This window comes from Streptomyces sp. XM4193, assembly GCF_023072595.1.
Taxonomy (GTDB): domain Bacteria; phylum Actinomycetota; class Actinomycetes; order Streptomycetales; family Streptomycetaceae; genus Streptomyces.
In genome coordinates this window covers 418,488-441,699 of record NZ_JALLGK010000001.1, presented here as the reverse complement: position 1 = coordinate 441,699, position 23,212 = coordinate 418,488, and the positions used below count along the sequence as shown (strand labels likewise).

Below are 23,212 nucleotides of genomic sequence, written 5' to 3'. Positions count from 1 at the left end.
AGCGCTAGTATCCGAGGTTTCGGATGAGCGCACGACAACGGCTGTGGAGGTGGCCCGGGTGCAGCAATTCATCGGCCGTACCCGCGAGTTGAGGATCCTGGACGGCGCGCTGGAGTCGGTGCGCAGTGCCGAGAGCGGCGAGAAGCCCGGCAAGTGCCTCCTCATCCGCGGACGCAGACGCGTCGGCAAGTCCAGCCTCGTCGAGGAGTTCCTCCAGCGCGGGCAGCACCCCTACGTGTTCTTCACCGCCTCCGGCGCTTCCGCCGAGATCGAGCTGGCCGCGCTCTCGGACGAGGTGGGCCACTCCTCGCTGCCCCGGCGCGACCTCTTCACCGAGGAGCCTCCGGCCAACTGGAACGCCGCGCTTCGCCTGCTCGCCGACGCGCTTCCGGACGACAGTCCCAGCGTGGTGGTCATCGACGAAGTCCCCTACCTCATGGACCGGGTGGACGCCTTCGAGGGAATGCTGCAACGCGCCTGGGACAGGCTCCTGTGCCGCAAACCCGTACTTCTTCTGCTGGTCGGTTCCGACCTGTCGATGATGGAGGCGCTCAACAGCTACGAACGCCCCTTCCACCAGCGCGGCACCGAGCTCGTACTGGGTCCGCTCAACCCCGCGGACATCGGCCGGATGCTCTCGCTGGAGCCGCCCGCGGCCATCGACGCCGCGCTGGTCACCGGGGGGCTGCCCCTGATCTGCCAGGAGTGGCCGGCCGGCGCCTCGGTCCGGGAGTTTCTGACCGGCGCACTGAACAACCCGACCTCCGCACTGCTCGTCTCGGCCGAACGCTCACTCGCCGCCGAGTTCCCGCCCCGGGCCATGAGCCGGGAAGTGCTGCGCGCCATCGGTTCGGGCGAGCGCAGCTTCACCAACATCGCCAGGGCGGCCGGCGGCATCGCGCACACCACACTCAGCCGGGCGGCCGAACTGCTCATGGAGAAACGGGTGGTGGCCGCGGAACTGCCGATCTCGCTGCATCCGTCCAAAGAGCGCCGCTACCGCGTGGCCGATCCGTATCTGCGTTTCTGGCTCACCTTCGTCGAGCCCTACATGGCAGAGATCGAGCGCATGCGGGGAGACCTCACGCTGGAGCGCATCGAGCGTCAGTGGAGCAGCTGGCGGGGGCGAGCCGTCGAGCCGCTCGTCCGGGAATCGCTCGCGCGCCTGCTGCCCGACGGCGCGCTGCCCGCCACCCCCGCCGTCGGCGGCTACTGGACGCGGAGCAACGACGTCGAGATCGACCTCGTCGGCGCGGACAGAGCACCGATCGCCAGGAGCCTGCACTTCCTCGGCTCCGTCAAATGGCTGGAGTCCTCACCGTTCGACCGCCACGATCTGGCTGCGCTGCAACGGCATCGCGCGCTGCTCACCGAGGAGGCCGTCCCGCTCGTCGCCGTCAGCCGCAGCGGCTTCGACTGCGCCGGGCTCGACGCGACGTACGGTCCCGGCGAGCTGCTCGAGGCCTGGGCCGACTGACCCGGGGGACGGGCCGACTGACCCGGGGGACGGGCCGACTGACCCGGGGGACGGGCCGACTGGCCCGGGGGACGGGCCGACTGGCCCGGGGGACGGGCCGACCGACGCCGAACCTCGTCCGCCCCCGGGGTCGTGCGGCCGGGTGGGCCGGGCGACGCCGGGGGCGGTGGGTGTTCAGCCGCGGTGCACGGCGCCGGTGGTGACCGAGGTGCCGGGGCGGCCGGCCAGTGGGCCGAGCCGGGCGGCGGAGGTGCCGAGGCCGGTGAGCGCGCCGGGGAGGGCCCGGCTGCCGGGTGCGGTCAGGGCGCCGGGCGCCAGCGGCCGGGCCGGCATGTGCCGGGTGGTGGCCGGGTTGCCGTGACTGAGGTCCTCCTCGCGGTAGCGGCGGCAGCCGCGGTGCCAGTGCAGGATGCCGGAGAGCCAGTTCTCCAACTCCGCCACATAGCCGCGCAGGACCGCGCGGGTCTTCTCGTCGAGCTCGAAGTCGTCGTAGAGCACGGGGAGTTCGTTCGCGGCGACGTGCTGGAACTGGCGCATCCGGCTCTTCATCAGATCGTCGATCACGCGCAGCGCGGTCGGGTAGTCGCAGTCGAAGAAGTTCTGGACGACGAGGATGCCGTTGTGCACCTCGCCCTCGTACTCGATCTCCTTCTGGTACGAGAACACGTCGTTGATCAGCATGGCGTAGTCGGAGGCGGCGTTCTCCAGCGAGCGCATCGGCCCGCTGCGGTAGACCTCCTCCGGCACGATCTGCCCGTGTCCGATGCGGCACAGGCTCATGGTGAGTTCGGAGCCGAAGGTCATCCGGCGCATTTCCAGGTAGTCGACCGGGTCGGGGATGCGGTTCTGGGCCTGGTTGGCCAGCTCCCAGAGCCAACTCCCGGTCATGTCCGTGATGGTGGCGCGGAACGTGGCCCTGGCGGACGGCGTCATCGGTCCGGAGGTGCGCAGCCACAGGTCCAGCAGCCCGCGCTCAAGTGCGTTGGCCGGTACGGGAGTCGGCTCGGCCGGGTCGAGCGGCATGAAGGAGGGGAGCCGGTCGGTGCAGAGTTTGGCGCCGACCAGGTCGCGGGTCGCGCCGAAGACCACCGGATAGTAGTCGTCACCGTAGGTGCCCCAGGTCAGCCACTGGGAACTGAGGTCGAGTGCCTCGGAAGTGGCGTCCGGATGGATGCCCGCGGCGCACAGCGGGAAGTCGTAGCCGGCCAGGGCGTCCCGGCTCCAGATGTCGGAGAGCGGTACGCCGGGCTGCGGCTCCAGCATGCCCATCGCCTCGCCCCAGTCGACGGTCGCCCGGCGCGAGGCTTCGAGGTGCGGACTGAGTCCGACCTTGAACGGCATCTCGAACTCCGGCAGTCGGGAGGGTCCGGTCCGCTGGAAGGGCACATGGGTGAAGCTGCGCCGTCGCGCGGTCTCGGATCGCACGGTGAACGGCTTGACCGTCACCGCCGACGTACCGAGGCCGCGGGGGACGGGGAGGGACCAGGTGCCGCTGCCGCTGTTCGCACCGCCGTTCATGTAGCGGCTGGAGCGCATGTGCCACTCGTGACCGCCGGACTGCCAGTCCTGGAGCCCCTTCACATAGGCCATCACCGCGGCGCACTGCGCCGGATCGAGGCCGAACTCGACGAAAAGCGGCGGCAGTTCGGTGACGACGGTGTTCTCGAACTGGTGGAGTCTGGAGGTGAGCAGATCGTTCACCGAGTCGGCCGACTCCTGCGTGGAGCACTCCAGGAAGGTCTCCAACACCAGTACGCCGTTGCTGAGTTCGCCCTCCTCCTGGGTCTCGCGCTCGTAGGAGAAGAGGTCGTTGCGCAGATGCACGCCGTCGCTGAACGCGTCCCGCAGCACCCGCAACGGCCTGGAGTGCGCGACGGAGGCGGGCACTTCGGCCTGCGCCGCGTACTCCACAAGCCCGGCCGACCAGGGCGCACCGCCGACCTTCCGGCGCATCTCGATGTACTCGACGGGGTTGGGGACGCGCCCCGCGTTGATGTTGGAGAGCTCCCAGAGCGACTCGTTCAGCAGGTGCTCGGTGCTCTCCGCGAAACGTGCCCGCCAGTCCAGCGACATCTCCGGCACGGTGCGCGCCCACAGATCCGCGAGCCCCGCCTCGACCGGGTTGGTCGGCTCGGGGAAGCCGTCGGCCAGGTCCATCGGCATGAAGGCGGGCAGCCGGTCCAGATACCGCTTGCCGCCGGCCCGGTCCTGCGAGCGCTTGAACGTTTCCAGGAAGTGGTCGTCGAAGAAGAAGACCCACACGTACCAGTCCGTGACCAGGGACAACGCCGCGTCCGAGCAGTCGGGATGGGTGTAGGCGCACAGCAGCGCGTAGTCGTGCGCCTCCAGATCGCGTTCCTCCCAGATGCCCGAGCCCTCCAGCATCCCCATCCGGTGCGCCCAGGTTCTGGTGTGGGTCCGCGCGCTCTCCACATGTGGATTGAGGCGGGCGGGGTGCGGCAGATAGAAGTCGGGCAGTTCGAATGGCTGTGACACCTGTTCGGCCTTTCCCAGGGCGGTACCTGTGGAGTCCTGTGCGGTCCGTACGGTCCGGTGCGGTCCGTACGGTCCGGTGCGGTCCGTACGGGTCCGGCGCCGCCCGCTCTCCGGTGCGGAAGGCGGGCGGCGCCGTCTGGTGCGAGCGGGCGGCCTGAGCTCAGACGGCCGAGGACTACCCGCGCCCCGCGGCCGCTATCCGGCTCACCCCCGCAAGCGGCGGGGGGACGTCCGTACGAGAAGTCGCTCCGAGGAGTGAGGCCCGCGCTCCGGGCCTGGTCACGGGCCTCGACCGGATCACCGGCCCGAGCCCGGGCGGCGGGGTGTCCGGGAGCACGCCCGTGGGGAAGGCCGCCGGGGCGGGGGCACACCCACCGGGTGTGCGCGGGCGTCGCCGTACGGGGATGATCGGAGCATGGACGCTCAACTTCGGCTCGCCCAACAGCCCGAGGCCGACGAACTGCTCAGCCGCAGCCCACTGGCCGCGCTGGTGGGCATGCTCCTCGACCAACAGGTACCGATGGAGTGGGCCTTCAGCGGCCCGCGCACCATCGCCGACCGGATGGGCTCGGACGACCTCGACGCCCACGAGATCGCCGCACACGACCCCGAGGCGTTCGCCGAGCTGCTCTCCACCAAGCCCGCCGTGCACCGCTACCCCGGCTCCATGGCCGGCCGGGTGCAGAAGCTCTGCCAGTACCTCGTCGAGCACTACGACGGCGACGCCGAGGCGCTCTGGCGCGACGCGACCAGCGGCCGCGAGCTGCTCAAGCGGCTGAACGACCTCCCCGGCTTCGGCAAGCAGAAGGCCCAGATCTTCCTGGCGCTGCTGGGGAAGCAGCTCGGTGTCGCCCCCGAGGGCTGGCGCGAGGCCGCGGGCGACTACGGCGCGCCGGACGCCCACCGCTCGGTCGCCGACATCACCGGCCCCGAGTCGCTGGACCGAGTACGGGCGCACAAGCAGGAGTTGAAGCGCGCGGCGAAGGAAGCGAAGGCCAAGTAGCCGCGGCGCGCCGGATCCCGCGCCGACTCGTCACGCCCCGAGCTCGACGCGACGCGAGTCCGACGCCGCGGGCGGTCCGTACGAGCCCGGCACGGCGCGGGCCCGGGCGACACCGGGTCCGACGCGGGGCGGGCAGGCGGTCAGTCCGGGCGGGTCCGGCCGCCGCGCCAGCCGGCACGGGCCAGGATCGCGTCCACCACCTCGTTCTTGGCGTCCGCGTAGTGCTGGGTGAACTCCCAGTCGCGCGCGGCCAGTTCGCGCTTGGTCGCGGCGTACAGCTCCCGCTCGGCCGGTACGGCGCGCAGCGTGTCGCGGAACAGCAGCATCCGCCGCACCTCGGAGCTGCCCGCACCGAAGACGTGCAGATTCACCGTGCGCCGGCCGTCCCCGCGCCGGCCGTCCCCGCGCCGGTCGTCCGAGGGCCCGTCCGCGGGCCGCAGCAGCCGGTGCTCGTGCCACTGCGGTTCCCTGATCAGCAGCGCGTACCCCGCCCGCTCCAGGGGCGGTACGTACTGCGTCTCCCGCGCCGCGTCCGGCACCGCGAGCAGGATGTCCAGCACCGGCTTGGCCACCAGGCCCGGCACGGAGGTGGAGCCGACGTGCTCCAGCAGCAGCCGTACGCCCCGGGGCAGCGCCGCTCGGACACGGGCAGCCTCCCGCTCGTACGCCCGCGGCCACTCCGGGTCGGGCTCGGCCAGCAGGATCGCGCCGTCCAACCTCGGTGCGCGACCCGAGACGTGGGCGGCGTTCATCTCCGCCTCCCGCGCCGCGCCGGCCGGTTCGCTCCCCGCCCCGGAACGCGCCCCGCCCTGCGCCGCGCCGGCGGGGTCCACCGCCGCGCCGGACCCCGCACCACCGCCGGGCCCCGCAGGGCCGCCGGGTTCGGTCACGGTGTCGGTTCCATGAACTCCAGCCGGTTGCCGAGCAGGTCGGCCGTGTGGAAGCGGCGGTAGCCGGGGAAGTCGTCGTTCCAGGTGACCTCCCGGCCGTGCGCCGTCAGCCGATCGGCGAGCGCGTCGAGGTCGTGCACCAGAATGCCGGGGTGCGCCTTGCGCGCGGGGGCGAAGTCGGCCTCCACGCCCAGGTGCACCTCCAGCCCGCCCGACCGGAACCAGCATCCGCCCCTTGCTCTGAGCGCCGGCGGCTTCCGCACCTCGGTCATCCCGAGCAGATCGCCCCAGAATCTGCGGCACTCGTCCTCCGAGCCCGGTGGCACGGAGATCTGCACATGGTGCAGTCCGCCGATACGGAACGTCACGTTCCTTGTCATCCAACTCCCCTCCCGTCAGGGCGGGTTCACCGATCCCCCACCCGTGAGCCGACCGCTCGACGACACGCCGCCGGGTGACCCGTCCGTCACTTTCCGCGCAGGTCAGCGATCTCGCAACGACTGACACAGCCTCAGGAACCGACAGGAAACTGCCACACTCCACCCATGGGGAGTAGTCATATCTCCGCCAAATCTCCCCAATACGGTCATCACATTCGGTGATGTCTGCCACAGGCGTTCCCACCCGGTCGCCCTGCCGCTAGCTTTCCCTTCCATCACGTCCGCAACCCGGACGCCGCTGTCCCGACGCCGAACAGCAACGTCCCGCCGCCCGGAAGGACTCCGTCGAGTGCCATCACCGCAGAAGAGGAGACGCCGCGCCCTCGCCGCGCTCTCCGTCGCCGCCCTCGCCACCCCGCTCCTCATCGGCAGCGCCGCCCCCGCGAGCGCCGCCGACCCCGCGAGCGAGGGTCGCAAGCTCGCCGAGAAGCTGGTGAAGAAGACCGGCAAGAAGAACGCCATGAACCACATGCGGGTGTTCCAGGCCATCGCCCTGGCCAACGAGAACAACCGCGCCGCCGGCGCCGCGGGCCACGACCTCTCCGCCAAGTACGCGGGCACCCTGCTGAAGGCCGCCGGGTACAAGGTGACCTACCAGGACTTCGACTTCATCTACCGCGAGACGGTCGAGGAGAAGCTCAAGGTGCTCGCGCCCAACGAGCGCGACATCGGCATCAAGCTGATGACGTACACCAAGAGCACCGAGGAGGGCGGCCTGGAGGCGCCGGTCGCCGAGGTTCCGATCGACGACAGCGACGAGGCTCTCACCGGCTGCGCCGCCGAGGACTACAAGGACTTCGAGGGCAAGATCGCGCTGATCCAGCGCGGTGGCTGCTCCTTCGCCGAGAAGCAGTCCGCCGCGGGCGAGGCCGGCGCGGTCGGCGCCATCATCTACAACACCGAGGACGGCGAGCTCAACGGCACCCTCGGCGACCCGGACGAGGGCGTCATCCCGACCGGCGGCATCAGCAAGGCGGACGGCGAGGCGCTCTCCAAGGAGGTCGCGGCCGGCGAGGTGAAGGTCAACCTGGAGATCATCGAGTTCCAGGAGGAGCGCACCACCCCGAACGTCATCGCGGAGACCCGCGGCGGCGACGAGAACAACGTCGTGATGGCCGGCGCGCACCTGGACTCGGTGAGCGAAGGCCCGGGCATCAACGACAACGCGTCCGGTTCGGCCGGCGTGCTGGAGGCGGCGCTCCAGTACTCCAAGGCGACCAAGCAGTGGATGGGCAAGCACGCCAAGAACCCCGCCAACAAGGTGCGGTTCGCGCTGTGGACGGCGGAGGAGATCGGCCTCCAGGGCTCGGAGCACTACGTCTCCGAACTGTCGAAGAAGGAGCAGGAGCAGATCGCCCTGTACCTCAACTACGACATGATCGCCTCGCCCAACTACGGCCTCTTCGTGTACGACGGCGACGACTCCGACGGTGAGGGCGAGGGCCCGGGCCCCGAGGGTTCGGCGCAGATCGAGCACAAGCTGAACAAGTTCTTCGAGTCCCGGGGCGAGGAGTCGCGGGGCACCGACTTCAGCGGTCGCTCCGACTACGGCCCGTTCATCGCGGTCGGCATCCCCTCCGGCGGCACCTTCACCGGAGCCGAGGGCAAGAAGACCGAGGAGCAGGCGAAGCTCTGGGGCGGCAAGGCCGGAGTCGACTACGACGAGTGCTACCACCAGGAGTGCGACAACCTGGGCAACGTCGACCAGAAGGCGCTCGACATCAACGTCAAGGCCATCGCGCACACCCTCGGCCACTACGCCTGGGACACCTCGAGCCTGGAGGACGAGGTGCCGTTCGCGCCCACTAGCGGCGGCACCCCGAGCGGCGGCGGTCTCCACGAGCACCACCACGACGAGGAGCCGGTCGCCAAGTAACCGGCGGCGGAGCCCGTACACGGAGACCGAAGGGCGCCCGGGAGCACCGATTCCGGCCGGCCCGAGCCCCGTTCGGTTCCGCACAGGCACCGCGACAGCATCAGCGGGCGCCGAACCCACGCGGTTCGGCGCCCGCCGCACGTACGGCCCGACAGCCACTCGGAATGAGGAAGTCCGGTGCGCCGCGAGGGGACTTGTGCCAGGAAATCTTCCGCTTGCCCGCTATGCGTCACACCGGCGAGGCTGCGCCGTCGGCGGTGCGCCCGGTAGGCTTTCCGTGTGATCTTCAAGCGCATCGGAAACGGTCGGCCCTATCCGGACCACGGCCGGGACAGCACTCGCGACTGGGCGGATGTCGCCCCGCGCCCGGTACGCCTTGACCAGTTGGTCACCACCAAGGGCCAGCTCGATCTGGAGACCCTCCTCGCCGAGGACTCCACCTTCTACGGCGACCTCTTCGCCCACGTCGTGAAGTGGCAGGGCGATCTGTACCTGGAGGACGGCCTGCACCGCGCCGTCCGGGCGGCGCTTCAGCAGCGCCAGGTGCTGCACGCCCGCGTGCTCGAACTCGGCTGAGCCCGGCACACGGACTCCCGCACACGGGCCGGCGGCCCACGCGCGATCTGACGGCCCGCACACGGCAGGTCTCTCGCCGCGGGGCTGACGGAACGGCAGGACCTTCTCGCCGCTCCCCCACTGCACTCACGGAGCCGTACGGCTTGCGGAGTCACACGACTCGCTGGGGTCGTACGGCTCGTGGAGTCGCACGGCGTTCCCGGCCGGCGGCGGGGTGTCGCGCACGGCCTGCCGAGTCCGACTGCGGGCGGAGCGCCGGCACGGAACCGCCCGCGGGAGACCCGGCAGAAGCCCGGCAGCGGGCCTTCGACCCCCGATCGGTTGAGCAGCTTGTAGGACTGTCGTGCGCTGACGGCTACCCTGCGAACATGAGCATGCTGACACCCCCGGGCATGGGCGGTAAGTACCGCATTACGGGCAACCGTTACCCCAAGATGCACAGGCCGAAGCGCCGGTTCCGACTGGTGTTCCGGATCGTCGCGAGTACGGCCGCCCTGGGTCTGGTCGCCTGGGGTTCCGTGCAGCTCATCGATGTCTTCACCACGGATTCCGGCGGCGACACGGTCAAGGCGTCCAGCGCGTCCGGCCCGGCCTCCGGCGACTGCAAGCCCGGCGCCACCGGGGCCGACACGGCTCCGGTGAAGGCCCCCAAGCCCTCCGCGATCACCGTGAACGTCTACAACGCCACCGACCGCACCGGACTGGCCAAGGACACGGCGGACGAGCTGAAGAAACGTGGCTTCAAGATCGGCGAGGTGGACAACGCCCCGGAGGACCTCGACAAGAAGGTCAAGGAGCCCGGACTGCTGCTCGGGGCCCCGGCCGCGAAGAAGGACGGTTCGCTGGCCGTTCTGGGCACTCAGCTGGCCAAGGCCGACACCCGGACCGACGACGCCCGCAAGGGCAAGGCGGCCAAGAGCGTGGACCTGGTGATCGGCGACGGTTACAAGAAACTGGTCAAGGCCGCGGCCGCGGACCGTGCGGTCACCGAGCTGACCAAGCCCCGCCCGACCCCGTCGCCCTCCGACTGCTGACACGGCCGGAAACCCGCGGGCGTCGTTCGACGAGCACCGCGAAGGGGCCGGGAAGCATCGCGCTTCCCGGCCCCTTCGACGTCCCGCCGGTCCCGCCGCCCGCGACTCAGCCGGCGGTGCCGTACATCCGGTCACCCGCGTCGCCGAGGCCGGGGACGATGTAGCCCAGCTCGTTGAGCCGCTCGTCCACCGAGGCGGTGACGACGGTGACCGGCGTACCGGCCAGCTCGCGCTCCATCACCTCCACGCCCTCGGGCGCCGCCAGCAGGCACAGCGCCGTGACGTCGTCCGCGCCGCGCGAGATCAGCTCCTTGATCGCGGCGACGAGGGTGCCACCGGTCGCCAGCATCGGGTCGAGCACGTACACCTGCCGACCGGAGAGGTCGTCCGGCATCCGGGTCGCGTAGGTGGACGCCTGAAGGGTCTCCTCGTCCCGGATCATGCCGAGGAATCCCACCTCGGCCGTGGGCAGCAGCCTGACCATGCCCTCCAGCATGCCCAGACCGGCCCGCAGGATCGGCACCACCAGCGGCTTCGGGCTGGAGAGCCGGACACCTGTCGTCTCGGCGACCGGTGTGGCGATGTCCACCTGCTCGGTACGGACGTCGCGGGTCGCCTCGTACGCGAGCAGGGTCACCAGCTCGTCGGCGAGGCGCCGGAAGGTCGGGGAATCGGTGCGCTTGTCGCGCAACGTAGTCAACTTGTGCGCCACCAACGGGTGGTCGACGACGTGGGTCCGCATGTCTCGACAGTAGCGGAGCACCAAGAGGGCAGTGCCCCCTCGGGGTGGCGGGAAACCGTCGCTCCGAGGCAAGGTAGTCGGATACGTCGGAGGTGACTTGTATGTCCGATCTGACCGGTCGCAGTGGTGGCCCGCTGCCCCCGTCCGGGCGCACCACCTCGCGCGCCGTGCTGTCCACCGCGGTGGACGACGGGCTGCGCAGGGGGACCGTGGACAGCGACCGACTGCGCCGCCGGGCCCGGTTCCTCCGGGAACTGAGCGAGGCCCGCGCACTGCGCGAGCGGGTCCAGCCGCGGCGCGCGCGGGTCGCACGGATGCGCCAGCAGATGCGGATGCGCACATTCCGCTGGTGAAGATCCGACCGCACCAACTCCCCCCGCAGCAACGACATCCGGCCGTTCCGTAAACGGCACGGCCGACGCACGCCCGAAGACTCCTCACCAGGGGTGCCTTTCTGTCACGATTCCGATTGGTGGGGAGCCTCCCCACCGGGGTCTGCCCGACGGACCGCGCCGGGCCGGGCGCGGGACCCGTCGCCGTACAACGCGAGGCGGAGGAGGCAGTCGACGCACGGAGCACGGCCACAGCGCCGTCGGTCCGTGCCGAGATCCACCAGGACAGACCTCTGCTCTCTCGGGAACTCAGGCAACCAGTGGGAGATTCACGGTGTACTTCGCCGCAGTGCTCGCGCGTACCTCAGACGGATGGCAAGCGAGCGACACAGAACTCGACAACGTGGAGACCCTCACCGACCTCGCCGATCTGGCCCGCGAAGCGGTCGCCGGGGACGAGGACGACACGGTGCTGGTCTGTATCGAACATGAAGGCGCGTGGTTCGGCCTCGTACGCGTGGACGGCGAGGACGACCCGCGCATCTACGTCTCCAACGCCGCAGCCGCGTCACGCAGCGCGTACGGCGAACTGCTGCTGACCGACGAGCTGCTCGGTCGCGACCCCCTCACCCCCGAGGACCTCGACAGCCTCGTCGACCTCGACGGCACCGAGGACGGCGAGCCCGACCGGGACGAGGGCTCCGACGGCGGCGACACCCCGCCCGACGCCGCGACCGTCCCCGAGGGCCCGGTCGGCGAACCGGAGTTGCTGGAGGACCTCGGCATGGGAGAGAAGGACGTGCTCGCGCTCAGCTCGGAGGACGCGTTGAGCGGTATCGCCGAGGCGCTCGGCTGCGCGGACGTCCTCGAAGCGGTCCGGTAGCCCGCCCGCGGAGTCGCGGTACGGGGCGCAGCGCCACCCGCGACCCGCACCGCGACTCCACGCGCGGCGCGACGACCCGCGGGGCCGGTGGCGCGGGTAGCGGGCCGACGGGCCGGAGAGTGGCGGCAGGCGGCGTGTGGCAGGCGGCAGGCAGCTCTGGCGGCCGGTGGCGCAGCGCGGCTCTCGTTTGTGACGGCCGGGCACAGGCGGGGTTCGGCGGTGAGAGCTGCCGGGCCCGGCTCGGGCAGACTGGCGCCATGGACGACGACCCGCTGCGCGACCCCTGGCTCCCCGCGATGCGGCTGGCCCTCGCCGAAGCCGAACAGGCCGCGCGGGAGTCGGACGTACCGGTCGGAGCCGTCGTCCTCGGCCCCGACGGGCAGCTCCTCGCCGCAGCCCGCAACGAGCGGGAGGCGACCGGCGACCCCACCGCGCACGCCGAACTGCTCGCCCTCCGCCGCGCCGCCCGCGCGCTGCACGCATCGACCGCCGAACCGGCAACCGGCACCGCCCGCACCACGCACGAGTGGCGGCTGACCGACTGCACCCTCGTCGTCACCCTGGAACCGTGCACGATGTGCGCGGGCGCCGCCGTGCTCTCGCGCGTCGATCGTGTGGTCTACGGCGCCCGCGACGCCAAGGCGGGCGCGACCGGTTCGCTCTGGGACGTGGTGCGCGACCGCCGACTCAACCACCGTCCCGAAGTGATCGCCGGTGTGCTCCCCGAGGAGTGCGGCCGACTGCTCACCGACTTCTTCCGCCGCCCGCGCCCCGGCCCCGAGCACCACCCCGCGCCGTAACCGAAGCAGGGCCTGCGCCCGGCGTGCGTACGGGGTGCGCAGGGCGTACGGGGTGCGAACTGCGCCTGGCGTGCGCAGGGCGTACGGCGTGCGCACGGCGTACGGGCGGCAGCGGCATCGTCGGGCCGACGGCGGGTGCGGCGTCGCGGCGTCCCGCACGCCGGGCTTCGGGGACGGGCCACCGGGCCCCGGGCCGCACGTCCGGAGCTGTGTATCGGCTGCGGGCGGACCGCTTGCGGGCGCTCACCGATACCGATTTCGGCGCACGGGCACCCGTGGGCTAGGATCTCTCTCGGTAGCGTGTCCGAGCGGCCGAAGGAGCTCGCCTCGAAAGCGAGTGAGGGGGCAACTCCTCCGTGGGTTCAAATCCCACCGCTACCGCTTGTGAAGGGCCGGACTCCACTGCGGAGTCCGGCCCTTCGTGCTGCCCGTCCCGGTCCGTTGCCGCGGGCCGGCTGTCCGCCCGGCCTCGGCGGGTCGCCGGACCGGCGGGCACACCCGCCCGCACGGCTCGTTCCCGCTCGTCCTTCGGGCCGTCAACGTCGGCCGGGGCGGGGGCGGTTGGCAACCGCAGCGGTGACGCGGCCGTCCTTGTGGTCATGGCCGACTCCAGCGAAGAACACCGCACCGCCCGTTCCTCCGTCGCCGATGCCGTCGCCGATGCCGTAGTCGATGCCGTCGCCGACCCGGTCGCCGACGCCCGTGCGGACGACGCCGTGGATGACGTCGCCGACGCCCGTGCGGGCGGCGGGGTGGACGAGGTCGACGACGAGGAGAACGCGCTGCGGACCGGGCCTTGGTGGCGTCACGCGCTGTGGGTGTCCTTCGTTCCCCTCGCCGGGGTGGCGGTCGGCTGGCTCGACTCCCTGCACAGGTTCTGGCCGGAGGAGTACGGGGTACCGCTTCTCGCCGAAGGTGCGGTGTGGCCGTATCTGGTTGCCTGGTTCGCGATCGGGGCGGCAGGGGCGGCCGTACTGCGGACGGCCGCGACCCGGGTGCCCATGCGGGGCGCGACCGTACTGGTGCTGGCGTGCACCTTCATGGGCACCCGGCTGTCGCTGCCCGGGCAGCCCGGTCCGGCGGTGATGGCCGTCGTGGGCGCGGTACTGGTCCTGGCCGCCGTCGGCTGGGCCGTACTCGCAGTGCGCCGGGGCGGCCCGCAGGTGCCGCCCGACACCGCAGCCTGACTCAGGCGGTCAACGGCTGCCGAACGGCGAGGGAGCGGCCGACGGGCAGGATCAGGCCGTACTCGCCGCACCGGTGGTGGGCCAGCAGATGCTGTTCAGCGAGTTCGTCCAGCAGCCGTTCTGCTCTTTCGGGCGGTACGGCAAGCAGCGCGGCGACGTCGGCGGCCGTGAAGAGGGTGGCTCCGGCGCGCGCCCCGGCGCAGAGGCGGCGGAAGAGTCCCGCCGCGTCGGGGGTGAGCGCCTCGACGGACCAGGACAGTACGGTCCGCATGTCCGTACGGCTTTCGCTCCCGCCGAGCACGCTCAGCGGTTCGCCTGCTTCCCGGATCTCGGCGACGAGCCTCGCGGGCCCGCCTTCGGGCCGGCGTTCGAGGCGTTCTGCCACGGTGCGCAGGGTGAGCGGCAACCTCCAGCAGAGTTCGGCCAGTTCGGCCAGTTCGGCGGGGCTGTGCCGGGCGAAGGGGGCGTGCGGGGGCGGAGTGAGCCGGCGGAGCAGCTCGGCGGCGGCCGGCGCGGGCAGCGGCGGGAGGGTGAGGCGGAAGGCGCCGTCCCCGGCGACCAGTCCGCGCATCTGGTTCCTGCTGGTGACCAGGACGGTGCTGGCGCCGCCCGGCAGCAGCGGTCTGACCTGCTCCCCACAGCGGACGTTGTCCAGGACGACGAGCATCCGGCGGCCCGCGAGCAGGCTGCGCAGCAGAGCGCTGCGGGACTCCTCCCGGTCGGGCACCTCCTCGGCGGGAACGCCCAGCCCGAGGAGGAACGAGCGAAGCACATCGGCCGGTTGCGCGGAGTCCTTGGCCCCGTAGCCCTGGAGGTCCGCGTAGAGGCGGCCGTCCGGGTAGTCGGCGCGGTGACGGTGTGCCCAGTGCACGGCGAAGCCGGTCTTGCCGACCCCCGGAGGGCCGTCCACCACCGTGAGGCTGCCGGCGGTGCCGCCCGGGTCCGACAGGGCGGTGAGAGTGGCGAGTTCGGCGGCTCGTCCGACGAACGAGCTGATGTCCGGCGGGAGTTGCATCGGCGCGGGCAGCAACAGCGAGCTGCGGGCGGGTTCCTGGGCGGGGGCATCGGTCTGGGGCGACCGTCGCGCCGGAGGCGGCGGGGCCGGGTCGCCCGCCAGGATGCTCCGGTGGAGAGCACGGAGCTCCGCGCCGGGGTCGGCGCCGAGACCGTCGGCGAGGACCTCCCGACATCGTCCGTACTCCCGCAGCGCCTCGGCCTGACGTCCCGCGGCGTGCAGGGCCTGGATGAGCAGCGCCCAGAAGCGTTCCTGGTACGGGTCCTTGGCGAGGATCTCGCGCAGCAGCGGCAGTTCCTCCCCGGCACCCGCGCCGTCCTGGAGCCGCAGTACGACGCGCCGGTGCAGGGCGGTCAGCCGCTGCTCCTCCATGGCGGGTGCCACCGTGGTGGCCAGCGACCTGCTGACCACCCCGGACAGCGCCTCGCCCCGCCACAACTGCAGCGCCGCGTCGAGGAATTCGGCCTCGCTTCGGCGGTCGGGGGCGTTGGCGGCGCGCGCGGTCAGTGTGCGGAACCGGTCCACGTCCACCACGACGGCCTCGCGCCGCAGCCGATAGCCGCCGTACTCGCTGGAGATGACCGAGGCGGAACCCCGCAACGACCCGTCGAGCACCCGGCGCAGCCGTTTGACGTAGGTGCGGACGGTGGCTCTGGCGCCGGACGGCGGGTCGATGCCCCACAGGCGTTCGGAGATCTCCTCGATCGACACGACGCTGCCCGCGCGCAGCGCCAACGAGACGAGCAGCACCCGCAGTCGGCCTGCCGGAACGTCCAACCGCTGTTCCTGGCAGTGCACTTCGACAGTCCCCAGTAGACGTACTTCCAGCTGTCGCACAGAACCCCCGTGAACATCGACGACATCGACGGTGGGGCGCCCGGCCGCGCAGGCGGGCCCGCCGCCGCGGTCCGCCTCCCGAAGAGGTGAAGCACACCGGTCACACCCCGGTCTTCACCGCTTCGCGGCTTCGCCCTCACACCGGCTCCACTATTGCCCAGCGATGCGGTTGCAGGTGACAATGTTTCCTCCAGATGCAAAAGCGCTGGCCACGGGGGATTCGCCATTGCTTCGTATCCATTTCACCGACGCGGATCTCGCCCGGACCCGCGTCGCCGGCACCATGAACCCGATGTGGGAGATCACCGGCAGCCTTCACCGTCTTCAGGGGCGGCGCGGTCGATGGGCGTACGCGGACTGGCACCACTCGGCCCGGGCCCGACTCAGAGAACGCGGCCTGGAGCGCGCGCTTCGAAGTATGCTGCTGCCGCTGTTTCCGAAAGCTGCCTATCTTCCGGACTTCCTCACTCCCACGCAGTCCGAATATGGCCTTGACAGCGGAATACAAGCGATACTCGCCACTCCTCCGGAGCGGGTTTCGGCAGAAATAGCGCTGCTCGGCCGGGTGGCCGGTGCTCCGAGTTGGTCACGTCAACTCGCGGACCATCCCGCACGGTTGGAGCTGACCGAGGCAGTGCGGGCGTATCACGAAGCGGCGATCGCGCCCCATGCGGAGCACATTCAGGCGCGCATAGACGCGGAACGGTCGGCGCTCACCCGGCGGATGCTGGACGGCGGAATGGACGGACTGCTGTCCGGACTCGGACCCACGATGCGGTGGGAGCCTCCCGTCCTGTATGTGGAGTATCCCGCCGAGCAGCGCGACCTCCGTCTGGACGGTCGCGGGCTCCTGCTGATCCCGTCGTATTTCTGTTGGCACAACCCGATCAGTCTTGCCGATTCGGGACTGCCTCCCGTACTGGCCTATCCGCTGCTTCACGACCGCACCACCACCGCGCAGACCCGGGGGCCCGGACCGGTTCAACAGCCTGCCGCAACGGGCCAGGAGGGGGCGAACGGCTATCGTGGTGAAGCACTCGCAGCATTGCTCGGGCAAACACGTGGGACGATTCTGCTGGCCGCCGCGGAGGGAGCGACCAACGGCGAGCTGGCCCGTGCCGCCGGAGTCGCCGCATCCTCCGCCAGCAAGCACACCGCGGCGCTGCGCGACGCGGGCCTGCTCACCACGAGCAGACACGGCGCGAGCGTGCTGCACACCCTCACCCCGCTCGGTGCCGCGCTGCTGCGGGGCAGCGGTTTCGACGACGGACTGCAGCGCACCGAACTGGCCGCCCGCGAGGAACGTCTGGCCGCCGAGCAGGAACCGCGGCGGCTCCCCTCACCGGCCGACGGGCCGCCCCGCCCGGGATGAATCCCCGTTCCGCCCGTCCTCGACCAGAAACTGGGTGGCGGCCAGTTCCGCGTACAGCGGATCGGTGCGCACCAGCTCCTCGTGCGTCCCGACCGCCTTGATCTCTCCCGCATCCATGACGACGATCCGGTCCGCGAGCATCACCGTGGACAGGCGGTGCGCGACCACCAGCACCGTGGTCCTGCGGGCGGCCTCGGCGACCGTCTCGCGCAGCGCCGCCTCGTTCGCCGCGTCCAGTTGCGAGGTCGCTTCGTCCAGCAGCAGCAGACGCGGCTCACGCAGCAACGCCCTTGCGATGGCGACGCGTTGGCGCTCGCCGCCGGAGAGCCTGGTCCCCCGGTGGCCGACGGCGGTGTCCAGACCTGCCGGCAGTCTGCCGACCAGCGCCTCCAGCCGGGCCGTGCGCAGCACGGTGCGGATCGCCTCCTCCCCGGCGTCTGGGGCCGCGAGCACGATGTTGTCCCGCAGCGAACCCGACAGCACCGGAGCATCCTGCTCCACGTAGCCGATGGCGGCTCGGAGTTCGGGCAGCGACCACTGCTGCAGCGGACGTCCGTCGAGCAGCACCCGGCCCGAATCCGGCTCGTAGAACCGCTCGATGAGCGAGAACAGCGTGCTTTTCCCTGCGCCCGAAGGGCCCACGAAGGCGGTCATCCCGCCGGCCGGAACGGAGAAGCTCACTTCGCGATGCACCTGAGGCGCGTGGGGCTCGTACCGGAACCGCACCCGTTCGAAGGCGACGGTCGCCGGCGGACCGGTGGGCTCGGAGCGCGGACGGGGCGGCTCGGTTCTCTCCACCGGCAGCCGCTCCGCCTCCATGATCCGTCCGGCCGCCGCCGCGCCCACCTGGTACTGGGTGACCGCCTGCACCAGCTCACCGATCGGCGACATCAGATAGAAGACGTAGAGCAGGAACGCGATGAGGCTGCCGATGTCGATCGCCCCCGACGCCACCCGGGCGCCGCCCACACCGAGCACGGTGAGGAAGGCGATCTGCATCGCCAGCCCGGTGGTGTTGGAGGCGACCGCCGTCCACTTGGCGGCCCGTACGCTCGCCCGCCAGGAGTCGTGCGCGGCCCGGTGGACGACGGCCTCCTCCCTGCTCTCCGCCCCCGAGGCCCGTACGGTGCGCAGGGCGCCGAGCACCCGCTCCATTGCCGCGCCCACCGCGCCCACCGAGTCCTGCGCCTGCCGGGTGGCCCGGTGGATACGCGGCACGACCAGCCCCAGCAGCACACCGCCGAGGGCCAGGACGGCCAGGGTGACCAGGAGCAGCACCGGGTCCATCAGCCACATCATCACCAGCGTGGCGAGCATCACCAGTCCACCCGTTCCGGCGCCGACCAGTGCGTCGGTGGTGACCTGCCGCAGCAGCGTCGTGTCCGAGGTGACCCGTGCCAGCAGATCGCCGGGCTCGCTGCGGTCGACGACCGGGATGCGCAGCCGCAGCAGATGGGACGTCAACCGTCGCCGTGCGCCCAGCACCACGGACTCGGCGGTGCGGCTCAGCACGTAGTAACCCACAGCGCCCAGTACGGCGTTGGTGACCACCAGCAGCGTCATCAGGACCAGAGTCCACCCGATCGAGCGGTCTCCGGAAAGGTCGTCCACCAACTGCTTGGCCACCAGCGGCAGCGCGAGTCCCGCAAGCCCGGTGAGCAGCGACAGCACCGCTCCCGCGAGCAGCGCCCCGCGGTGCGGACGCGCGTACGCCAGCAGCATCCGCCAGGGCGGCAACGGGGCGGCCCCGTCACCCGGCCCGCCCCAGGGGCCCGGACGGCCAGGTTCCGGATCGCCCGCGCCCGGGGCGGCGGTGTCCGGCACGGTGGCGGGGGAGGAAGCGGCGGGGGGCGGCGGTGCTGGGTGCTTGTCCACAGGAGTTCCTCATGACGGGGCGCGATCTGGACTGGACACGGCGCGGACGGGCCGCGGGCACGGGCGCGGTACCGCACCACTGGCGCGGGCCGCAGTACGGTTCGGCCGCGGCACGGTTCGGCCGCGGCACGGGCGGGACTGCCGCAGTACGGCGCGCACGGAGGCGACCGGTTCGCGCAACGATGCGCGCCCGTACGGGGCGGGACTCAGGCCGGCCGGCCGGCTGCGGCGACCCGTCTGCGCACCTCCGGGAAGACGTCGCCCACCAGCCGTTTGAGGTTCTGCACCGAGGAGTCGACCCCGCCGCTGAGCTCCACCTGGCACATGACGTGGCGGCAGCCGGAAACGGTGAGATGCTCGACCAGTCGTCGCACGCAGGTCTCCACGTCGCCGACGGCCTGGGTCGCAAGCAGCCCCTCAGCCGTCTGGCGGATCGCCTCCTCCCGCTGGTCCGGGGGGATGGTCCGCCGCTCGGTGCCGGCCATCCACCGGGCGTCGGCGGAGGTCTCCACCATGTGCCGGGCACGTTCCAGCAGAAGGGCGCGCGACTCCTCTTCCCCGCCGGTCACCTGCGCGAACAGTGCGAAGACGTGGTCGTACCCGGTGCGCGGCAGGCCCGCGGCGGCGGCGCGTTCGGCGTGCAACGCCACCAACTCCCTCTTGTTCCGGGCGCTCTTGTCGAAGAAGAGCATCAACGGCAGCCCCCGGGAGGCGACTTCCGCGGCAGGTTCCGGCGAACCGGTGGCGACGTACACCGGCGGTCCGTCGGCGCCGCGCGGTGCGGGCACCACCGCCACCTCGGGAAAGTCGTACCGCGCGGTGCCCCCGTGCACCGGGCCGGTGAAGGCGGCGCGGACCAGGTCGAGTGCCTCGAAGAACCCCTCCCGCCAGCGGTCCGGTCCGCCCGCGAACACGTCGTTGTCCACCAGCGGCGCACCGCGGCCCACTCCGAGGCGGAAGCGTCCTTCGCCGATCCGGTCGAGCAGTGCGGCCTGCTCCGCCACGTGGACCGGCGAGTGCAGCGGCAGCAGCGTCACCGCGGTGCCGACCGCGATGGTGGAGGTGCGGCCCAGCAGAAAGGAGGCCAGATTCAACGCGGAGGGGCTCAACGAGCTGTCGCTGAAGTGGTGTTCGGTGACCCACAGATCGTCGAGCCCGGCCCGCTCGGCCTCGGCGGCCAGCGCCAGGGCGCGCGCGTACACGTCGTCCTCGCTCTGGCCGGCAGTGCGGTTGGTGGTGAGGAAGAGACCGATCGATACGTCGGGGCTGGGTGTCATGAGTCGGCTCCACGGTTGGCTTCGACCGGCTGTCGGGCAGTGGCGCGCACGGACATGACCGTCCGGTAGAACCCGATGTCCTCCGGTTCTCCGACAGCCCGCCCGTCGACCTCCACCCAGGCGTGCGCCTGGAACGGTCGTGCCCGCACGCCCGTGCACCAGTCCGGCCAGGTGCCCGCCGAGCGGCACAACAGGGCCGTGGCGACGGCTCGTTGCAGACACCCCTGGCCCGCGCAGCGGGTGCTCACGGCGACCACGGCGTCGCGGGCCGCCAGGGCACGCTGCGCGTCCGCGGGCCGGGCGCCGCGGGCGAGCGCGGACAGCACCCGCCGCAGCCGCTTGGGCCTGAGCCGGATCAGCACTCGTGCCGCCGCGACCGCGAGCAGGGCGGCCGGCCGCCGGGTCCAGGGCACGCGTCCCGTCGTCTGGAGCGAGACCTGCATGCTCATGCACCCACCACCAGACCGGAGTTGCGCAGCGCGGCCAGGAGTCCCTCGACGTCGCCCGGGATGCGGTCGGCGTGACGCGGGTGCTGGTCGCAGAGCAGCGCGACGGCGTCGGCCACGTCCCGGCCCTCTCTGAGGTGTTCGAGGACGACGGTGCCGGTGTGGTTCAGCAGCCAGTAGCGGCCGTTCTTCTCGTCGAGCAGGACGGTCGTGTCGTCGGTCTCGACGAGTGACACGTCGGGGGCCAGGGCAAGGGTCATCGAACGTCTCCCGTTCCACTTGTTGCGGTTGCCCCGACCGCGTACAGCGATCTGAGCCAGCTCTCGCAGGCGAGCGTCGGCATCAGCGGCACCATGGTCCGCGGCCCGGGGTGAGAGCGAAGAAGGGCGGCCCGCAGCGCGTCGGCGTCCACCAGACCGAGCCGGGCCAGCTTCAAGTCGTCGCACATGTCCATCAGTTCGTCCTGGTGGCGGCGCAGCCCCGCGTACACCTCGGCGGAGTACTCGGCCTTGGTGGGACGCTGGATCAGTTCCTGCGGCACCACCGACCGCATCGCCGCGGCCAGCGCGGGCTTGTAGCTGCCGGGTACGTTGCGGTGGTCGACCCTGATCGCCAGGGTCGCCTCCACCACCCGGTCGTCGAGGAACGGGGCCTCCGCGGAGATCCCGTACCTGCGGAAGATCCGGTCGACCTGCCTCATCGTGTCCCCGCACTGACGCACGAAGTGCAGCACCTCGTGGTCACCGCGCGAGGCGGCGAGCGGCTCCGCCTCCACGGCTGCCGCCCGCAGCCGGTCGCGGGCCGAGTCGACCGCGTCGCCAGTGGCCCAGGGCGGCATCCGCAGCGCCGCGCCCCAGCCGATGTCCGCGACGGCGAATCCGGGAGCGGGCGCGTCCAGCCGGTCCCCCGCGGCGGCCAGCCACTTCCCGTACGAGCCGCCGTCGGCCAGTTGCCGCAGCGTCGGCAGGAGCCCCCAGCGCAACATCGCGCTGTTGGCCCTGATGCTGCGGAGCGCCCGAAGCGGGTGGCGCCGGACGAGGGTGTGCAGCCCGGTCGGGGACGGGAGGAAGAGTTGGTCGCCGCCGTGACCGGTCAGGTGGCGGGTGGAGCCCCAGGCCGCCGCCCGCCGCGCCTGGAGCAGCTTGTGCTCGCGGGTCCGGATGAACTCCAGCGGTTCCTCCGGGTCGAAGTCGGGACGCAGCAGCCCCGCGAGCTGGTGCGGCTGCTCCTCCCACGGGGTGACGTCGTACTCGACGCCCGGCAGTTGAGCGGCGGCGCGATCCGCCCAGACCCCGTCGTCGTTCGAGACGTCGTTGGTCGCCTCCCGGCAGGCCAGCAGCCGGGGAGACTCCCGCGCGGCGAGGAAGGCGACGCTGGTGGAGTCCATACCGCCGGACAGGTCCGCGCTGAGCGCGTCCACGTCGTGGGTGCGTGCCCGCACCGCCTCCTCCAGCGCGGTCCTGATGTCCGCCGCGCCGGTCGACAGAGGGGCCTCCGGTTCGGGCGGCGACCACCACCGCCGTACTCGCGCCCGGCCGTCGAGGTCGATCTCCAGACAGCTGTGCTGGGGCAGTTGCCGGGTTCCCCGCCACAGCGGCGCGTTGTTCAGCGGCCACGGAACGTCACTCAGCAGCCGGGTGGCGACCGCCTCCTCGTCGAGCCGGGCCGGATCGCGGCCCACCAGGCGCAGCGGACTTTCCGCGGCCACGGTGACGCCGTCGACCTCGGCGAAGTGCACCTGGCGCGCCGCGGAGAGCGTTCCCTGGACGCGCACCCTGCCGTCCAGGGACGCCAGCAGATAGTGGCTGCCGTGCAGCGAACGGGCGGGGCCGTCCAGATCGGCCGGGGTGCGGACGCGTTCCAGTGCCCGGACGAGAGCGTCGGTGCCCCGGCCCGTCCGTCCGAGCAGCACCACCAGGTTCCGGCCCACCGAGGCGATCGCCAGATCCTCCGCGGACCAGGTGCCCACGATCCACGGACGCCCGGAGGCGTGCGTGATCACTTCTCGGGCGGGCTCCCCCGACCGTGCGGCGGCGACGGCTTCGCCCTGCTCGTTGTCGGGGAGAACAATGAACTCCACGTCTTCCTCCGGTCTGCGGTGTCTCGGCGTGGCGGTGTCCCGGCGTGGCGCCCGGCGTTCCGTGCGCGGGGACGGACGGCCGCGGTACGTCTGCGGGGCGGGCGTCGGGCGGCCCTTCCGGCCGGCCGACCCCGAGGGACCGGCCGGCGGAAGGGCCGAGGTCGACCCATGGACCGGACCTCAGTCCGGCCGGGGATCAACGGAGCGCGGTGGGACTCAGCCGCACTTGATGAACCAGCACTTGAAGTCCTTCTCGAAGCCGCCGCCGGGCTCGCCCAGGGTGACGGCGGAGAAGTCGCCCAGCTCGGTGAGGGACGGGATTTCGTAGGCCTGCTCAGTCATGGAATGACCTCCAGTCGAATGGTTGGTGTTCGTCCCTGCGGCGGCCCGGTGGCTGCCGCCGCGGTGGGACGATCACCACGTTCGGTGCCGCCGGTGGCAGTTCGGTGGCACTCGTGTGGCAGGCCGTGGCGCCCCGGTGGCACACCGGTGGCACCGCAGGTCGGCGGCTCGGAGAGGGACGGCCCACCCGGGTGGTGCGGCGGGCACGGAGCAAGTGCCGGGGACACACGGC

At 71.8% G+C, this 23,212-nt stretch carries 21 protein-coding genes and 1 tRNA gene; 11 read left to right on the top strand and 11 right to left on the bottom strand.

Annotated elements, in window-relative coordinates; genetic code table 11:
• Positions 1-58: 58 nt before the first annotated feature.
• On the top strand, positions 59-1,477 hold the full coding sequence (locus tag MTQ01_RS01850; RefSeq protein ID WP_247486522.1) for a DUF234 domain-containing protein: 1,419 nt from the start codon (positions 59-61) through the stop codon (positions 1,475-1,477).
• Between the two features lie 174 nt (positions 1,478-1,651).
• Here the strand turns inward: MTQ01_RS01850 and MTQ01_RS01845 are convergent, their stop codons facing one another.
• Positions 1,652-3,973, bottom strand: coding sequence for a family 2 encapsulin nanocompartment cargo protein terpene cyclase (locus MTQ01_RS01845; protein WP_247486521.1), 2,322 nt, complete (start codon positions 3,971-3,973; stop codon positions 1,652-1,654).
• Between the two features lie 415 nt (positions 3,974-4,388).
• Here MTQ01_RS01845 and MTQ01_RS01840 point away from each other — a divergent pair, with 415 nt between their 5' ends.
• Positions 4,389-4,976 carry an HhH-GPD-type base excision DNA repair protein gene (locus MTQ01_RS01840; RefSeq protein WP_247486520.1) on the top strand — a complete coding sequence of 196 codons (588 nt, stop codon included), beginning with the start codon at positions 4,389-4,391 and terminating at the stop codon, positions 4,974-4,976.
• 140 nt (positions 4,977-5,116) lie between these two features.
• Here MTQ01_RS01840 and MTQ01_RS01835 read toward each other — a convergent pair whose 3' ends face one another.
• A complete protein-coding gene (locus MTQ01_RS01835; protein WP_247486519.1) occupies positions 5,117-5,866 on the bottom strand; it encodes a GrpB family protein in 750 nt (249 codons plus the stop codon).
• Positions 5,863-6,246, bottom strand: a complete 384-nt coding sequence (locus MTQ01_RS01830) for a VOC family protein (RefSeq protein ID WP_247486518.1) — start codon at positions 6,244-6,246, stop codon at positions 5,863-5,865. The genes MTQ01_RS01835 and MTQ01_RS01830 overlap by 4 nt, the downstream gene beginning before the upstream one ends.
• A gap of 349 nt (positions 6,247-6,595) precedes the next feature.
• Here MTQ01_RS01830 and MTQ01_RS01825 point away from each other — a divergent pair, with 349 nt between their 5' ends.
• The 3 genes from MTQ01_RS01825 (at position 6,596) to MTQ01_RS01815 (ending at position 9,792) form a co-directional block, all read left to right on the top strand.
• The gene (locus MTQ01_RS01825; RefSeq protein ID WP_247486517.1) at positions 6,596-8,182 is read left to right on the top strand and encodes a M28 family metallopeptidase; all 1,587 of its coding nucleotides are present in this window, start codon (positions 6,596-6,598) and stop codon (positions 8,180-8,182) included.
• A gap of 279 nt (positions 8,183-8,461) precedes the next feature.
• A complete protein-coding gene (locus MTQ01_RS01820) occupies positions 8,462-8,758 on the top strand; it encodes a type II toxin-antitoxin system VapB family antitoxin (RefSeq protein WP_211042282.1) in 297 nt (98 codons plus the stop codon).
• 368 nt (positions 8,759-9,126) lie between these two features.
• Entirely contained in the window at positions 9,127-9,792 is a 666-nt protein-coding gene (locus MTQ01_RS01815) for a LytR C-terminal domain-containing protein (protein ID WP_247486516.1), read from the top strand.
• Positions 9,793-9,898: 106 nt separating this feature from the next.
• On the opposite strand, the gene upp is transcribed toward MTQ01_RS01815, so the two are convergent.
• Complete coding sequence (gene upp / locus MTQ01_RS01810) at positions 9,899-10,534, bottom strand: uracil phosphoribosyltransferase (protein WP_247486515.1); 636 nt, start codon at positions 10,532-10,534, stop codon at positions 9,899-9,901.
• 101 nt (positions 10,535-10,635) lie between these two features.
• Between upp and MTQ01_RS01805 the strand changes: the two genes are divergently transcribed.
• From MTQ01_RS01805 to MTQ01_RS01785, 5 genes are all read left to right on the top strand, one after another.
• Positions 10,636-10,887 (top strand): hypothetical protein, encoded by a 252-nt coding sequence (locus MTQ01_RS01805; RefSeq protein ID WP_247486514.1) that lies wholly within the window; start codon positions 10,636-10,638, stop codon positions 10,885-10,887.
• Positions 10,888-11,200: 313 nt separating this feature from the next.
• Entirely contained in the window at positions 11,201-11,749 is a 549-nt protein-coding gene (locus MTQ01_RS01800; protein WP_247486513.1) for a hypothetical protein, read from the top strand.
• A gap of 257 nt (positions 11,750-12,006) precedes the next feature.
• The gene (locus MTQ01_RS01795; RefSeq protein ID WP_247486512.1) at positions 12,007-12,549 is read left to right on the top strand and encodes a nucleoside deaminase; all 543 of its coding nucleotides are present in this window, start codon (positions 12,007-12,009) and stop codon (positions 12,547-12,549) included.
• A gap of 294 nt (positions 12,550-12,843) precedes the next feature.
• Positions 12,844-12,930: transfer RNA gene (locus tag MTQ01_RS01790), tRNA-Ser, on the top strand.
• 218 nt (positions 12,931-13,148) lie between these two features.
• On the top strand, positions 13,149-13,736 hold the full coding sequence (locus MTQ01_RS01785; protein ID WP_247486511.1) for a hypothetical protein: 588 nt from the start codon (positions 13,149-13,151) through the stop codon (positions 13,734-13,736).
• Between the two features lies 1 nt (position 13,737).
• Here the strand turns inward: MTQ01_RS01785 and MTQ01_RS01780 are convergent, their stop codons facing one another.
• Entirely contained in the window at positions 13,738-15,528 is a 1,791-nt protein-coding gene (locus MTQ01_RS01780) for a transcriptional regulator (RefSeq protein ID WP_247486510.1), read from the bottom strand.
• Positions 15,529-15,751: 223 nt separating this feature from the next.
• Between MTQ01_RS01780 and MTQ01_RS01775 the strand changes: the two genes are divergently transcribed.
• Positions 15,752-16,960, top strand: a complete 1,209-nt coding sequence (locus MTQ01_RS01775) for an ArsR family transcriptional regulator (RefSeq protein WP_308294344.1) — start codon at positions 15,752-15,754, stop codon at positions 16,958-16,960.
• Here the strand turns inward: MTQ01_RS01775 and MTQ01_RS01770 are convergent.
• The 6 genes from MTQ01_RS01770 to MTQ01_RS01745 form a co-directional block, all read right to left on the bottom strand.
• Positions 16,928-18,682, bottom strand: a complete 1,755-nt coding sequence (locus tag MTQ01_RS01770) for an ABC transporter ATP-binding protein (RefSeq protein WP_247487642.1) — start codon at positions 18,680-18,682, stop codon at positions 16,928-16,930. The two genes, MTQ01_RS01775 and MTQ01_RS01770, sit on opposite strands and share 33 nt — an antisense overlap.
• 359 nt (positions 18,683-19,041) lie before the next feature.
• Positions 19,042-20,112 (bottom strand): LLM class flavin-dependent oxidoreductase, encoded by a 1,071-nt coding sequence (locus tag MTQ01_RS01765; protein ID WP_247486509.1) that lies wholly within the window; start codon positions 20,110-20,112, stop codon positions 19,042-19,044.
• Positions 20,109-20,561, bottom strand: coding sequence for a lasso peptide biosynthesis B2 protein (locus tag MTQ01_RS01760; RefSeq protein ID WP_247486508.1), 453 nt, complete (start codon positions 20,559-20,561; stop codon positions 20,109-20,111). Before MTQ01_RS01760 ends, MTQ01_RS01765 begins: the two co-directional genes overlap by 4 nt.
• Positions 20,558-20,818 (bottom strand): lasso peptide biosynthesis PqqD family chaperone, encoded by a 261-nt coding sequence (locus tag MTQ01_RS01755; RefSeq protein WP_247486507.1) that lies wholly within the window; start codon positions 20,816-20,818, stop codon positions 20,558-20,560. The genes MTQ01_RS01760 and MTQ01_RS01755 overlap by 4 nt, the downstream gene beginning before the upstream one ends.
• Positions 20,815-22,638, bottom strand: coding sequence for an asparagine synthase-related protein (locus MTQ01_RS01750; RefSeq protein WP_247486506.1), 1,824 nt, complete (start codon positions 22,636-22,638; stop codon positions 20,815-20,817). Before MTQ01_RS01750 ends, MTQ01_RS01755 begins: the two co-directional genes overlap by 4 nt.
• A 216-nt stretch (positions 22,639-22,854) precedes the next feature.
• The gene (locus MTQ01_RS01745; protein WP_247486505.1) at positions 22,855-22,980 is read right to left on the bottom strand and encodes a lasso RiPP family leader peptide-containing protein; all 126 of its coding nucleotides are present in this window, start codon (positions 22,978-22,980) and stop codon (positions 22,855-22,857) included.
• Between the last annotated feature and the right edge of the window lie 232 nt (positions 22,981-23,212).